Source organism: Primorskyibacter flagellatus (assembly GCF_900176485.1).
GTDB classification, from domain to species: Bacteria; Pseudomonadota; Alphaproteobacteria; order Rhodobacterales; family Rhodobacteraceae; genus Primorskyibacter; species Primorskyibacter flagellatus.
In genome coordinates this window covers 1-13,217 of record NZ_FWYD01000016.1, presented here as the reverse complement: position 1 = coordinate 13,217, position 13,217 = coordinate 1, and the positions used below count along the sequence as shown (strand labels likewise).

Here is a 13,217-nt window from a genome sequence, read left to right as displayed (position 1 = left end):
TCAGCCTCCCTGCCGCGGGGCGACGATCTCGATCCGGTCGCCAGGGGAAAGGGGGGCGTCGCGCGCCGTCGCCGGAACGAAACTTTCGTTGACGGCGGTGGCGACCTTGGCATCGCGATAGCCCAGTTCGTCCAGCGCATCGGCGAGGGTTTGCGCCTGCACCTCGGTTGCGGTTCCGTTAACCGTGATCTGCATAATAAAACTCCGGTTTGCTGTGGTCGAAGGCCAGTTCAGTCGCCATCCGTGCAAGCGCAGGCGCGAGCAGGAAACCGTGGCGGAACAGGCCATTGACATGGATCGTCTCGCCGCGCCGGACAAGGCGCGGCAGGTTATCGGGAAAGGCCGGACGTGCATCGGCACCGATCTCGACCAGTTCGGCCTCGCCAAAGGCGGGATGCAGCGCGTAGGCGGCCGAGAGCAGTTCCAGCACAGACCGAACACGCCGGCGGCGATCGTCGCTTTCGATCTGTGTCGCGCCCAGCATGAAATGACCATCGGCACGGGGCACAACATAAAGCGGAAAGCGCGGGTGGAGCAGACGAACCGGGCGGGTCAGGCGGATGTCGGGCGCACGCAGCACAACCATTTCGCCTTTAACGCCGCGCAGATCGGGAAGCGCGTCACGCTCCGCGTGACCACGGCAGTCGAAGGTCAGGCCATCGGCACGGCCCGGCTCTGCGATGAAGGTGACACCGTCGCGCTCAAGCCGCGTTCGAAGGTGGCGCAGGGCGGCGCGCGGGTCAAGGTGAGCCTCGGCGGTGACGTGCAGCGCCCGGTCGAAGCGGTCTGAGAGGTCCGGCTCCAGTGCTGCAAGGGCGGAACCGTCAAGCAGGGTGTGGCCCTCAATGCGGCGGGCGAAACGGTCGAGTTCGCGACGGTCGCGATTAAGGGCCACGACGACGGTGCCGCGCTGCGTGACACCCACGCCCTGCCGTTCCCACCAGCGAGCCGCCTGCTGACCCAGCCGAACCACCGGCTCTTCTGCCGTTTCGCCTTCGCAGAATGGCGCAAGCATGCCGCCCGCCCACCATGAACAATGGTGTGGTCCGGGCTGCAACACAGGATCGAAGACAGTGACCGCGCAGCCTCGGGCGACCAGTTCGGTGGCCACGCAGAGCCCTGCGACGCCAGCGCCGATGACGGTGGCCCGCGTCATGGCCAGTATCCGTGAAAATGGTGGACCGGGCCGTGGCCGCCGCCAATAGCCCGGTCATCAGCCGCGCAGATCGCGCCGTGCAGCCAGACCTGCGCACGCCCGGCCGGGCCTTCCAACGGCGCGCCTTTTGCCAGTTCGGCGGTAATGGCCGAGGATAGGCTGCATCCGGTGTCATGGGTATTCCAGGTGGTGACCCTTGACTGCTCCAACGCGATGGTGCCGGAAGCGGCGAGCAGCGCATCGACCGACTTTGCGACCAGCACCGGATCGCGCATCACGGGACCGCTGTAATCAGCGTCCGCTTCGGCAGGGACGGCAACGATCTCGGGCGAGAAAAGCATGCCGATCTTGATGACCTGTGGTGTCATTTCTTCCTCCACCGACGACGGGAGGAGGGAGAAAAGGCGGGCGGAGGTTGCCCCGCAGCCTGCTCGTGCTCCGTTCCCTCCGCCGGTATTGTCCGGATCAGGTTCGATGGGTTGGCTCGCGCCTCTCAGTCCCTCACGGAACACCCCAACGGATTCGCCTATGAGGTAGCAGTCGCCGTGCCGAGGTTCAAGCCGCGCGTGGGTGGACATTTCCCCGGACGCCGGAACGACCGCCTGCGCGGAGGGGCGCGCAACAGCACCGCGCAACTTCATAGAGCCGACGCGAGAAATCTCACCGTCAAGTGTGGCTCCGCGTATTCTCCTGCCCGGCACCCATGACGCAACGCTTTCTGGGATTTGAGACAATCGAGCCCGCAACTAATGGGCAGCCCTTTTAAATTTAAGATATTTTCCTTTTCCCCTGCGAACAGACGGGGCGTAACCAGCCCGACTTTGACAACCTTGGGTCGAAGACGACGTTACGGTCGGCCGGCTGAGTGACGGTAAGGCGCGTTGAACCCGTTCCTGCATCGGCGGGCGACTAGAACAGCAGAATTAGGGGATAGAAAACCATGGATTTCACGAAACCAGACCTCAAGGCCCGCTTTGCACAACTGGGCTTTCTCGTCCGGCACACTTTCACCATTGTCGGGCGAAATCGCGCGTTGTTGGGGCCGCTGATTGTCATGTGGGTCTATGCTGTGGTGATGACCGGCCTGTTCTTCGCCGGGCTTGTTCTTGCTGTTTACGAGAACGGCAACAGCACATGGTTCCTGCTCGGAGGGGCTGTGATGTTTATCTACAAGTTCTTTTTTTACAACCGCGCCGAACTGACGCTCAGCCGCCTGACATATGGCACCGCCACCGGTGGCACGCCCACCCGGCGTGAAGCACGACGCGAAATTACCGGCCTCGGCTCTCAGGTCCGCACCCTTGGCCTGCTGGACATGGCCGCCGTCTGGGTGGCCAGCCGCAAAAACAAGGAAGGCGGCCTGATGGCGATGTTACTGGGCGGCATCGTCGAAGTATGGGATCTGGTAAACCACTTCCTGCTACCGGCTTTCGCGATCGACCGGCTGAGCCTGGGCGACGGGGTTATCAAAATGAAACGATTGAAGGATCATGTGCCCGAAACCCTGGCTGGTGTGTTCGGAATCGACATCATGGGCGGCGTGATCGGCTCGCTGATGAAGCCGCTCTATGTCTTCGGCGGCCTTGCGGGGGTTGCTCTTGGCCTTTTCTTTGGTGGCGGTATGCCGGATGCCTTTTCGGCCGGGGCGCTTTCCGAAATTTCTCGCAACATGCCGCAACTGGGCCCGATCGGTCCGGACACCGTCTTTAACTGGCTGCCGGTCTTTGTTGTAGTCTCTGTCAGTGTCCTGCTGCACACGTTGTTCGCGCGTGTCGTGACCGCGATCAAGGTTGTCTATTTCACACTGTTCTATACCCGCATCATGCATCCCGAAGATCTGGCACCCGAAATGCGCGCGGGCCTTGAAGGATACCTTGATCTGGACGCCGACGAGATGCCAACTGCTTCGGTGTCGATATGAAGATATGTGCCCGATCACTTGTGAGCTTGCCAGATTGGACACAGTTAACGCCAAGCGCCGGAAGGTTGGATCAGATAATGGGGGCGCGAAAATGACAGGTAAATTTATTACGGGAAGAGCCTTCTTCGCATTGCTCGCGCTACTGACATGTCTGAGCTTTGACGGTGGCGTAGCCTCTGCGCAAGAGGTCGGCAGCTACGCCCATGTTCAGGCCGACGCGCTGAATCTGCGAACCGCACCGGATACGAGATCTTCCGTATTGCGCGCCCTGCCCTATGGAACCTCTGTCAGCATCCTTGACCGTCGCGACGGCTGGGCGAGAGTTTTCGTTCAAGGCGCTGAAGGGCATGCTGCGGATGGTTGGGTCGCGGCGCGTTTTCTAGGGCAAGGTGCAAGGACTGGCACCGAAAGAAAACGCCCGATATTTCGGGGTCACCATCGAACCAGACCGGAGCACCAAAACCAGACCCACCGGCCCGTTGCGCCGCTGCGGGTCAGCAAGCTGGATTTCGACTGCCGCCCGGCGCTGTTCGGTAACAGCGGCATAAGAAAATGTGTTGCCAGCGTTCGTGTGCGACTGTCGCAGCAAGAGTTTGATCCGAACCGCAGTGACCACGTCTTCATTGCCTGTCGCGGGGCGATTTCCTACCGCACGGACAAGGGACATGGGTCACAACGCCTTCTCGCGTTTGAGAGGCACAGCATTGCGCATAACGACCGACTGGGACAATCGGTGCGTGTGAGCTTTCCGGTGCGGTCGGAAAGAGACAAGATCGTCTCCGCCCATCTCGTGAGCTTTTCTTGTGTGAGGGATTAGCAGATCCAGCCGTTGAATAAGCACTTTGCAGCGGACTGAACGATAGCATCCCTCCCGGTTCGGGCCTGATCCGCTATAGGTTTTGCGCGAATATCATCCGGAACACCGCTGAAATGGCCTGATGTTGCCGGATAGCATAGTTCAGATTCCGGACGTCCCCGGTTACCATCTGACTTTGCGTCACCGGCTGCACATCCGGTCTTTAAAAATGTCATTGTGGAAAGCTCCAATCCCCATGCTCGACACGGAAAATCCGGAACGGTGCGCCGGGTTGGGATGTATCCGCGCGCAAACTGAATGCCGCACGGCTTTGCTGTCCGAAATTGGTGAAATCGACATTGATCGTGATCATACCCCGAAACATTGGTTGTTCATCATCGGGTGCGATCCGCGTCACCTGACCCTGAAAGTCCTGCGCATCGTAGAGCACGTCACTGCCGTGACCCGAAAGGTCAGGCACCATGTCAGCAAAGAAGTACCGCGCGGCTGTCGGTGGAAAGAACGGATTGTCGCCCGGCTCTCCGCCCATTTCAAAAACGATATACAACTCGCGCACCAGCGCCTGTGCCTCATCTAGCAGCGGGTCGCCGGTTTTTTTCATCATGTCCAAAGATGGAATGGTCGTATCCTCGCCGTCTGGCTTGATAAACTGTCCGGCGACCCAGCCTGCGCGCGTCATGTCGCTGTCGCGCATCAGGCACCAGCGCTGCGGTAATGCGCTGATTTGTGCCTCGGTCATCGCACTATAATGGCGCAATGTGTAATAAGGTACGCAGGTGAGCTGTTCCAACGCGCGCGTATCGGGTGCGAAGGTCTCGATTACCGGATACATGGTTCCCGGCCCCATCCTGGCGTTCAACACGTCATTTTCGGCAACGCCGGTCACCTTCCAACTGTCCGGTCCGTGGCCGTCGATCTGCGCAAATGCCGCAGTGGCTGCAAAACTCAGCACCAGAGTGACACTGCTTAATATTTTGCAGAACATCATTTTACCTCCACAACGGACCGGCCCAAAAGCGCGCCACCCGAGACATCCAGAAACCGGATTTCATAGAGACTGGCCTCATCGGGCAGTGTGACCTGCATGGAAGCCACGTCACCGATTGATTGCACCGAAATCCAACTGAAATCCGGCTGGTCCTTGCGTGCCAGTGCAATACGCTGATCGGCGCTGTCGCTTTGCAAAGTCCATGTCACCGTGATCGTTTCACCCGGCGCAGCCGTCGCTGGCACACTCAGCCCAGCCCCATTGTCTAACGGCGCGTCGGCACCAACGACTTCTAGGGGAGCGCTTGCCAACGTGCGCGCGCCCTTATCAAGCACATAGCGCAATTCATACAAGCCTGTGGTGTCAGGTGCTGTCAATTTGCCCTGCGTTACCGAATTCACGCGAATATAATCAGCGTAGCTGCCTTCATCCGCCCCCATCGGCACGATGGTGATGAAATCACGCGCGTTGACGTTGCTTGACCAGGTAACGTCAATTTCAGTCCCCGCACGCACTAACCCTGGGCCGGAAATACCGACCTCTGCCTCGACGACTTCGATGGGTGCGCTGGCCAGTGTCACAGCCCCAGTGTCAAGAACGTAGCGCAGCTCGTAAAGGCCCGTTTCCGCCGGTGCGGTCAGTTTGCCCGCAGTGTCGGTTTTGGCGCGGATATAATCCGTAGAGGTGCCCGGATCCGACCCCATCGGCACAATGGTGATATAGTCGCGCGCGTTGATGGTTTTGCTCCACGCAACATCAAACACCGCTCCGGTCGTGACCTGTTCCGGACCGCTTACGGTGACCTCTGCCTCGACGACTTCGATCGGTGCGCTGGCCAGTGTCACAGCCCCGGTGTCAAGAACGTAGCGCAGCTCGTAAAGGCCCGTTTCCGCCGGTGCGGTCAGTTTGCCCGCAGTGTCGGTTTTCGCGCGGATGTAATCCGTAGAAGTGCCCGGATCCGACCCCATCGGCACAATGGTGATATAGTCGCGCGCGTTGATGGTTTTGCTCCACGCAACATCAAACACCGCTCCGGTCGTGACCTGTTGCGGACCGGTTAGCGTGACTTCAGGCAGCGCGGGTTCCTCTGCGACGGGTTCGGGTGTCACCGGCTTCAGGACCATGGCGCTTTGGACTTGCGCCAAGGCGTCGGTCAATTCGGCTGCATTGCTGGCGGGCAGAAAAACGCCGCCGGTATTTTCGGCAATGCAGGACAGACTGGCGTTGGCCGCGTCATCCAGATCAAAGCCCACCACATGAACGGTAAACGCGACGCCTTGCTTTGCAAGCTGCGCGGACAATGCGCAGGGATCGGCGTTGCAGGTTTCCACCCCGTCAGAAATCAGGACCACCGTCGCCGGATTGTCACGGTAGGACAAAAGGTCGGCGGCATGGCTGACAGAGGCGGAAATCGGCGTTTTACCTACGGGATTAATTGCGTTGACCTTGGCGATAAAGGCTGCGCGGTCAAGCGGGCCCGGGGCGACCATTGTTTCGATATCAGTGCAGTCACCTTCCGCGCGGTGACCATAAGCAACAAGACCCAGATTGGTGTTGTCATCCCAATCCGTCACCAGATCGCCCAGGACATCCCGCGCGATCTCGATCTTGCTGGTACCGTCGATCTGACCCCACATCGACCCGGATGCATCATAGACGATCACCACGTCCTCTTGCGCTATCGCGGGACCGGCGGCCGCGGCAACGCAGGCCGTCATCGCCATCGCCGCAATTCTCGATACGATCTGTTTCATGCGCTCATTCCTTGCTGAAGGTACTCTTTTGTATTGCGTGGTTTCGTGCCGGGCTTTGTGTCGAACGCGAAGTGATTAATGCAACCCCGTGACCGGCGCGCCGACGGCCTGATAGGCCTCATCGGCGGCTTCCTCCCGCCCGCGTCGCCCCTTGGATTTGCCGTCAGATCGATGCGTTTTTTTGTAAAGACCTGTCCTTGCATCTCCTAGAATGGCCTGAACGTCGTTGTGGCCAGTGTCCTCGTACGGCATGAACATGAACTGCAAGAATTGATCCGCCGGTGGCACGGTCGCTTTCGGCGCGCAGAGATCATCGACGCCCGGATCATAAACACGCGGCCGGTTCGATGTCGCCCCTTCCATCGTGACGGGCAACAGGCGCCCGTCCTCATCAAGCAACACAAAGGCATTCACGGTGTTCGTTGTGTCAGATGGGTGGACATAACAGTTTTTCACCCCGGCCAGTTCGATCGGGCAGTTCGGTTCGCCCGGCAGGATTTCGGTCACGCCAGTATCGGATTGGCGGGTTTTCTTCTCAAAGCGAGGGGCCGAGATATATCGCTCGGCCTGCGCGCGTGGCACGCCCAGTTTTTCCGCGACAATGTCGATCACTTCGTCACGCATGGCGGGGTCCACGATCAACCGGTCGCCGACCACCTCTTTGCCCTCGGGCACCGGGTCGTCAAAACAGCCCTTCATATCAGGCACGGTGACATCGCGCGGCTCCATCGCCACGGGCATGTTGAAGGCAAAGCCGTGGGATTTCCCCTTGACTGAACCGACCATGATCCGATGATCGACGACGCGCAGCGTCAATTCCGCCTCGTTCGTGCCGATATCCTGCGCCACATACAGCGTTTCATCCAGGATCGATTGCAGGAACAGCATCTTTTTCGACCCTTGGGTCAGGAGGAACTGGCGGCCGCACTGGCTGACCTCGACCTCGTGCAGGCCTTCGCTTTTGGGTTTGCCCATGAAGTGACCCAGCCAGGCACCGCGGTTGGCGTTGTAAAGCTCTGCCGCCCGCGCACCATTTTCTGGGGCTTCACCGGGAATTGCGTTAATCGTGTCCTTGCCGTTGAAGAATTCATAGGTGCCCTCGCAAACAATGTTCGCCACGGCTGCCTGCGGTAACATCGCAACAAATGCGAGCGCCAGTGATATCCGTGTGGAATTATTCATTCCGCACCTCCCTTAGCAACGTTATGGACGTCAAATCCTGTGATATTTATCATGTTGCCGCTGCATCTACGCCAAACGCGCGATCCTTCAGCTTGCGGAATTTACCTGACATCTGCTCCAGCTTGGCTTCCCATTCAGGGTTCGGTTGCTGACCTTCAATTGACTGGAAATAGACCTGCATCATACAGGTGATGGCAAAAGGTTCTAGCAGTGCCGCTTTCACGCTCCATGCGAACAGCAGCGCGAATACCACGCCGCCTGCCGCCCATGCGCCGGGCATCAGGTAGACCACCAGCGCCGCTGGCGCGAGCATGAGAAGGAACACGATAAAGCTCAGGCCGTAGACGATAATTGCCAGCCATGCAGCATTTTTAAGCATCGGTTTGTAGTTCTGCGCATAGAGCACGAGCGCCACTTTCGCGGACCCCCATGCATTTGTCGAATTCGTGCGGATGGCGTAGGCAAGGATCACTTCGTCAACGAACCCGACAGCGACGCGCAAGAACGCGGATATAAGGCCGCCAATCTGTTGCGCGCCGGGGATCGGCAGAATGGTCAAGATGCCGCGCACCAATCCCGAAATGGTGCGCACAACGCCTTTGATCAATTGATCGACAGCGAACAACACGCTGGCCTGCGGAAACCGCTCTTTGACCACGGCTGTTGCATGGCTGATCTGACTGCGGCCATCTGGCATCGGCTTGCCGTCGATCAATTCAATCAAAACAGCAATGTGTCCGGCCTTGACGATGTAAAGAATATATTCGCGCGCCCAATACATAAAGACGCCAAAAATTCCAAAGCCCGCAAAACCGCCCCACATTGTTGTCGTGGCGCGAAACTCTTCGTCGCCAAACCCACCGACACCCCAGCCGACACCGGCACCGACTCCGGTTATCAGAATATAACCCAGCGAAATCCCGAAATAGACCGCCATGCGCAACAGGATAAACGGCATCGTGCGCACCATCATTCTAAGCGCACCACCAATACTAAAATCCCACATTTCCCTCTCCCGAGTAAAGCTACATTGCCTGCCTAAAAAACTGTTTCGTGCGCTGGGATTACCCCTCGCACTTGTTATTGCCGTATTTTGTCACGCACGCCCGCGCGGTGCAGGATGATATCTGCGGGCCGCGTTGCGATTTCTTGATATCGACGGTTTCTACCGCCGTGTAGGGAACCGAAACCGTCTTCAAGACCGGCTTGCAATTGGTAGTTGTCCCGGTTGATTCGCAGACCGTTTCGCCGGTCGGTCGTTCTTCGTTGCGGTATTTGGTGACAATCTCTTGTCGATAGACCGGCGGAATCTTAAGCATCCACTCCGCTTCACAATGACTTTTTTCAGTTCGGTATTCTGGTGTGCCGCAACTCGACAGCAAAACAAACCCAGCGACTCCAACAATCCTGAAATGTGGGACGATGTTCAGCATAGGTCTACTCCGGCCATGTTTGGTGCGCTCGCAAGTTGCAAGGTTTCACTTTAATCTTGCACGGTCTGTCCGGGTCGTGCCCCGTTCGTTCAGAGGGGGACGACAAATAAATTCTATCGTAAAATGCTTGCACCGGCACGCGAAGACCACTGATCAAGCAACCGGACAATGGGAGAATGCCACAATGTTCATCAAAGTCGCCGCTTTGGCCTGTGGCTTGATGCTGGCCAGTATTGCCACATCCGCGGATCAACCCGCGCTATCCTTGCACGTGACAGGACAGTTCGCCAAAGCACCCGTTACCTTGGATCGCGCAGCCCTGGACGACCTTTCGGCGGTCACGATCAACACATCGACGGTCATCACCGACGGCACGCACAGCTTCACCGGGTTCCTGATGCGCGATCTTCTGGACCACCTGGGCGCAACAGGTACCAGCGTCACTGCAGTCGCGCTGAACGATTACTCAGTGGAGATCCCGATGAATGATTTCTACGACTACGACGTGATCGTCGCCACGCACATGGACGGAAAGGCACTACGCCGCGCCGATAAAGGGCCGTTCTGGATTGTTTATCCGCGCGATGACCACCGTGCCTTGCAGGATATTCGCTTTGATTATCGCTGGGTCTGGCAGCTCTATCAACTCGACGTGCAATGACGTATTCTCAAAATCCCACACTCAGACTGATCCTGCCACTTGCGGCCTTTGTGGTTTTTGCGATGCTGTTGACCTTTTCCTTGATCCGGATGTTCGAGATCGAGAAGGACATGCGCGTGGACGCAGAGCAGAACATGCTATGGGTGCTGCACCAAAGCGAAGTCGCCGCACTTCGCCTATCCGAGACCGTGGCACTGGCAGATCTGGGAGAAGCCACGCGCGACGATCTTTCCCTGCGTTTCGATCTTCTCGTCAGCCGGTTTGCCTTGCTCAATGACGGGCCACAGCGCCGGTTTCTTGAACATACCGGCTTTAGCGACGATCTGGATCACCTGTCCGGGACTCTTGCTTCAATTGCACCAATGATCGCGGAGTTTGCGCCCGGTGACGGTGCGCCGCTGCGCGTAGAATTGGCACCGTTTCCACGCCTTTTCGGGCGGGCAGCAAATGCTGCGATGATAGCTGAATGGGACGAGTTGGGCGGGCGGCTAGAGACCTATCGCGACCAGTTGCGCCAGATTATAGCCTCGCTGATCGGGATCATGATGGCTGGCGGCATTCTGGCGGTGATACTTGTTTTGGCGCTGCGCCAAACGCGTCAGCGCAACCGCATGTTGCGGCGCGAAAGGGATTTTTCGGCACTACTTGTTTCGTCCAGCGGCGAAGGCATCTTGGCTGTAGATCAATCCACGCGATGCACCATGTGGAATAGCGCAATGACACAATTGCTGGAAACGAGCGGCGAAGACGCAGTCAATCAACCGTTAGACAGGATCGCCGGCTTTTTCGACACAACTCCGGTGCGTGAGGGGATCAAGAGCGCGCTGAAAGGTGAAACCTCGCGACATATGCTTCAGCCGCTTTTTCGCAAGGATGCAGACGAGCCGCTCTATGTGGATCTGCGGTTTTTCCCAATGCGTAACGAAGAAGATATCCTCGGAGCGATCCTGTTCATTAATGATGCCTCTGATCGATATGCGGTTCACCAGAAAGATGCGCAAGACCGTGATCGATTGGAGTACCTAGTGGCCGAGCGCACCCGTGAATTGGACGACGCGTTGCTTCGGGAACGGTCGGCTGGTGAAATTTACCGGAACTTTGCCGCCATGATCTCGCATCAATTCCGCACGCCTCTCGCAGTCGCGGATTCCGCCTTGCAACGTCTCATTCGCAGGGGTCTACATGCGAAACCGGATGAGGTGGTTGAACGCGCGGGCCGCGCGAGAAACGCCATTGCCGGTCTCACGCGGTTGGTGGAAAGCACACTGGATGCAGCACGTCTTGATGCAGGCCAAATGGGCGCGCGCCGGGTAGAATGTGACCTTGGCGAAATCATCCGGACGGTCTGCGCTCGACAGCGTGAAACGACGCCCACGTCCAAGATTGACCTGCGGTTCGATGTATCAGGATCGGTTGCCGCGTTCTGCGATCCGGCCCATGCCGAACACATCTTGGAAAACCTTCTGTCGAACGGCATCAAGTATGCAGCGTCGGAAACCGCTGTATCCGTTGTTCTGCACGCAGATGCGCAGTGGCTGTTTTGTGATGTGTCCAATACCGGCCATACTATTCCCGAAAATGAGCGGACCCAGATTTTTGATCGCAACTATCGCGGCGCGAATAGCGTCGGTGTCGTTGGTACCGGGATTGGTCTGTTCATGGCACGCGCATTGGCACGATTGCAGGGGGGCGATGTCACTTTGCAACCCGATGTCGCCGGCGTGACGTTTCGCATGACACTGCTCCGCTTCAAGAAAGGCCAGACATGAGCCGCACGGCAGACCGGGCGCTGATCCTTGTCGTCGAAGACGAAAGGGCATTGCGAAATGACATAGTCGAGGAATTGCAGGAAGCCGGATATCGCACCCTCGCCGCGTGCTCGGGCGACGAAGCATTGGATCTGCTGGCAAGTGCTTCACCTGATCTGTTGCTTTGCGATATAACGATGCCGGGTCTGGACGGCTACGGTGTGCTGCACGAAATCCGGAGCATGCGGCCAGAATTGTTCGCAGTGCCTTTCGTCTTCCTGACCGCGATGTCCGAACCCTCTGAGATGATCAGAGGAAAGCTTCTGGGTGCCGACGATTATCTGGTCAAGCCCGTCGACTATGACCTGATGCTGGCGACCATCGCCGCGCGGGTGCGTCAGGTTGATCGTATTCGAAATCAACACGAGAGCGAAATTACCGCCTTGCGTGAAGCACTTGCCAGCCTGTCCAGCACCGGTGCGGAGGCGGCCCTCAACCTTATCGCCCTCGGAGCAGTGTTGCTGGATGGGACCGCGAAACCCGTCCACTGCAATCACGCCGCCAAGCGCATGGTTGCCACCACCGATACCATCGAGCTCGATCAAGACGGATTTTTTTCGACTGATCCGCTATCAAACAGAGACTTGAAGCGCGCTATTGGTGATGCTGTGGGGTTGGCAAAAAGCGGAAAAGAGAATGTTGTTGGCATTAATTTGCAGCAATCAGGGGAAACCGGCGTGATTTCGGTCGTCGTGTGCAGCCTGCCCCAATCCGGCAAGGCCAACAAAGGCACCCCGCATGTTGCGCTGTTCATTTCTACGCCAGATCAGAAAAGGCGGATTCCAGAAGCATTGCTCATGGAGATTTTCGATCTGACACCAACCGAAGCGCGAGTCGCCGGGTCTTTAGCCCGCGGAAACCGCTCTGCCGATGTAGCAAAGGAATTGGGCGTGACGCAAACGACCTTGTCGTTCCACCTGCGAAACCTTTTTCAAAAAACCGGCACAAATCGCCAGGCCGACCTGATTGCGTTGATCCTTGCTGGTCCGATGATGATCCGATCAGAGTAGGGTATTTACTGTGCCGGGTCACTGCCCCATCAAACCTAGGTCATGTTGACAAAAAGCGCACCCAAAGTCGGACGGACGTGATGTCTGAGCTGCCACGGGATTTTTCCTCCATTTGGAATTAGAGTCCGACCCAACGAAGGGACGGACAATGAAGCGAACGCGATACAGCGAAGAACAGATCATCGGTATCCTGACGGAGCATGAGGCCGGAGCGAAGTGCGCTGATCTGTGCCGCAAGCACGGGATGTCGGAAGGCACCTTTTATGCCTGGAAGGCGAAGTTTAGCGGGATGACGGTGTCGGACGCCAAACGGCTGAAGACGCTTGAAGACGAGAACGCCAAGCTGAAGAAGTTGTTGGCTGAGCAGATGCTCGACGCGGCTGCAATGAAGAAAATGCTCAAAAAAGCAAAGCCCGCCGAGTTGGCGGGCCTTGAAGAAAGTGCGTCTTCGCTTGAGTTGGTTGCGGGAGTAGGATTTGAACCTACG

14 protein-coding genes and 1 riboswitch are annotated in these 13,217 nt (G+C 57.9%); of the genes, 6 read left to right on the top strand and 8 right to left on the bottom strand.

Annotated features, from left to right (window positions below; translation table 11 throughout):
* From thiS to B8991_RS15500, 3 genes are read right to left on the bottom strand one after another with little or no spacing between them, the layout of a single operon-like run.
* Positions 1 to 195 (bottom strand): sulfur carrier protein ThiS, encoded by a 195-nt coding sequence (gene thiS, locus B8991_RS15510; protein WP_084353856.1) that lies wholly within the window; start codon positions 193 to 195, stop codon positions 1 to 3.
* Positions 179 to 1,156, bottom strand: coding sequence for an FAD-dependent oxidoreductase (locus B8991_RS15505; RefSeq protein ID WP_084353855.1), 978 nt, complete (start codon positions 1,154 to 1,156; stop codon positions 179 to 181). The genes thiS and B8991_RS15505 overlap by 17 nt, the downstream gene beginning before the upstream one ends.
* On the bottom strand, positions 1,153 to 1,536 hold the full coding sequence (locus B8991_RS15500) for a bifunctional hydroxymethylpyrimidine kinase/phosphomethylpyrimidine kinase (RefSeq protein WP_268876746.1): 384 nt from the start codon (positions 1,534 to 1,536) through the stop codon (positions 1,153 to 1,155). Before B8991_RS15500 ends, B8991_RS15505 begins: the two co-directional genes overlap by 4 nt.
* Before the next feature lie 45 nt (positions 1,537 to 1,581).
* Positions 1,582 to 1,682, bottom strand: a riboswitch (TPP riboswitch).
* 414 nt (positions 1,683 to 2,096) lie between these two features.
* On the opposite strand from B8991_RS15500, the gene B8991_RS15495 reads away from it, so the two are divergent.
* Both B8991_RS15495 and B8991_RS15490 read left to right on the top strand, forming a co-directional pair.
* Positions 2,097 to 3,077 (top strand): hypothetical protein, encoded by a 981-nt coding sequence (locus B8991_RS15495; protein ID WP_084353853.1) that lies wholly within the window; start codon positions 2,097 to 2,099, stop codon positions 3,075 to 3,077.
* A gap of 91 nt (positions 3,078 to 3,168) precedes the next feature.
* Positions 3,169 to 3,894: an SH3 domain-containing protein gene (locus tag B8991_RS15490; protein WP_179141512.1), complete on the top strand. Its 726-nt coding sequence runs from the start codon at positions 3,169 to 3,171 to the stop codon at positions 3,892 to 3,894.
* A 211-nt stretch (positions 3,895 to 4,105) separates the two neighbouring features.
* Here the strand turns inward: B8991_RS15490 and B8991_RS15485 are convergent, their stop codons facing one another.
* From B8991_RS15485 to B8991_RS15465, 5 genes are all read right to left on the bottom strand, one after another.
* Positions 4,106 to 4,879: an SH3 domain-containing protein gene (locus B8991_RS15485; RefSeq protein ID WP_143514621.1), complete on the bottom strand. Its 774-nt coding sequence runs from the start codon at positions 4,877 to 4,879 to the stop codon at positions 4,106 to 4,108.
* Complete coding sequence (locus B8991_RS15480) at positions 4,879 to 6,636, bottom strand: vWA domain-containing protein (RefSeq protein ID WP_084353850.1); 1,758 nt, start codon at positions 6,634 to 6,636, stop codon at positions 4,879 to 4,881. Before B8991_RS15480 ends, B8991_RS15485 begins: the two co-directional genes overlap by 1 nt.
* A gap of 75 nt (positions 6,637 to 6,711) precedes the next feature.
* Positions 6,712 to 7,818 (bottom strand): hypothetical protein, encoded by a 1,107-nt coding sequence (locus B8991_RS15475; RefSeq protein WP_084353849.1) that lies wholly within the window; start codon positions 7,816 to 7,818, stop codon positions 6,712 to 6,714.
* A gap of 49 nt (positions 7,819 to 7,867) precedes the next feature.
* Positions 7,868 to 8,824: a hypothetical protein gene (locus B8991_RS15470; RefSeq protein ID WP_084353848.1), complete on the bottom strand. Its 957-nt coding sequence runs from the start codon at positions 8,822 to 8,824 to the stop codon at positions 7,868 to 7,870.
* 58 nt (positions 8,825 to 8,882) lie between these two features.
* Positions 8,883 to 9,251, bottom strand: a complete 369-nt coding sequence (locus B8991_RS15465; protein WP_143514620.1) for a hypothetical protein — start codon at positions 9,249 to 9,251, stop codon at positions 8,883 to 8,885.
* Between the two features lie 184 nt (positions 9,252 to 9,435).
* On the opposite strand from B8991_RS15465, the gene B8991_RS15460 reads away from it, so the two are divergent.
* From B8991_RS15460 to B8991_RS15445, 4 genes are all read left to right on the top strand, one after another.
* Positions 9,436 to 9,912, top strand: coding sequence for a putative pterin-binding protein (locus B8991_RS15460; protein ID WP_218673232.1), 477 nt, complete (start codon positions 9,436 to 9,438; stop codon positions 9,910 to 9,912).
* Entirely contained in the window at positions 9,909 to 11,681 is a 1,773-nt protein-coding gene (locus B8991_RS15455; protein WP_084353846.1) for a sensor histidine kinase, read from the top strand. Before B8991_RS15460 ends, B8991_RS15455 begins: the two co-directional genes overlap by 4 nt.
* A complete protein-coding gene (locus B8991_RS15450; RefSeq protein ID WP_084353845.1) occupies positions 11,678 to 12,730 on the top strand; it encodes a response regulator in 1,053 nt (350 codons plus the stop codon). The genes B8991_RS15455 and B8991_RS15450 overlap by 4 nt, the downstream gene beginning before the upstream one ends.
* Before the next feature lie 148 nt (positions 12,731 to 12,878).
* Positions 12,879 to 13,217: transposase (locus B8991_RS15445; RefSeq protein WP_235866653.1), on the top strand; the 339-nt coding region annotated here is incomplete at its 3' end.

Excerpts from the sequence above, each read along its gene's own strand:
- thiS (WP_084353856.1), bottom strand. The coding sequence starts at position 195 with ATGCAGATCACGGTTAACGGAACCGCAACCGAGGTGCAGGCGCAAACC.
- B8991_RS15505 (WP_084353855.1), bottom strand. The coding sequence starts at position 1,156 with ATGACGCGGGCCACCGTCATCGGCGCTGGCGTCGCAGGGCTCTGCGTG.
- B8991_RS15495 (WP_084353853.1), top strand. The coding sequence starts at position 2,097 with ATGGATTTCACGAAACCAGACCTCAAGGCCCGCTTTGCACAACTGGGC.
- B8991_RS15490 (WP_179141512.1), top strand. The coding sequence starts at position 3,169 with ATGACAGGTAAATTTATTACGGGAAGAGCCTTCTTCGCATTGCTCGCG.
- B8991_RS15485 (WP_143514621.1), bottom strand. The coding sequence starts at position 4,879 with ATGTTCTGCAAAATATTAAGCAGTGTCACTCTGGTGCTGAGTTTTGCA.
- B8991_RS15480 (WP_084353850.1), bottom strand. The coding sequence starts at position 6,636 with ATGAAACAGATCGTATCGAGAATTGCGGCGATGGCGATGACGGCCTGC.
- B8991_RS15475 (WP_084353849.1), bottom strand. The coding sequence starts at position 7,818 with ATGAATAATTCCACACGGATATCACTGGCGCTCGCATTTGTTGCGATG.
- B8991_RS15470 (WP_084353848.1), bottom strand. The coding sequence starts at position 8,824 with ATGTGGGATTTTAGTATTGGTGGTGCGCTTAGAATGATGGTGCGCACG.
- B8991_RS15465 (WP_143514620.1), bottom strand. The coding sequence starts at position 9,251 with ATGCTGAACATCGTCCCACATTTCAGGATTGTTGGAGTCGCTGGGTTT.
- B8991_RS15460 (WP_218673232.1), top strand. The coding sequence starts at position 9,436 with ATGTTCATCAAAGTCGCCGCTTTGGCCTGTGGCTTGATGCTGGCCAGT.
- B8991_RS15455 (WP_084353846.1), top strand. The coding sequence starts at position 9,909 with ATGACGTATTCTCAAAATCCCACACTCAGACTGATCCTGCCACTTGCG.
- B8991_RS15450 (WP_084353845.1), top strand. The coding sequence starts at position 11,678 with ATGAGCCGCACGGCAGACCGGGCGCTGATCCTTGTCGTCGAAGACGAA.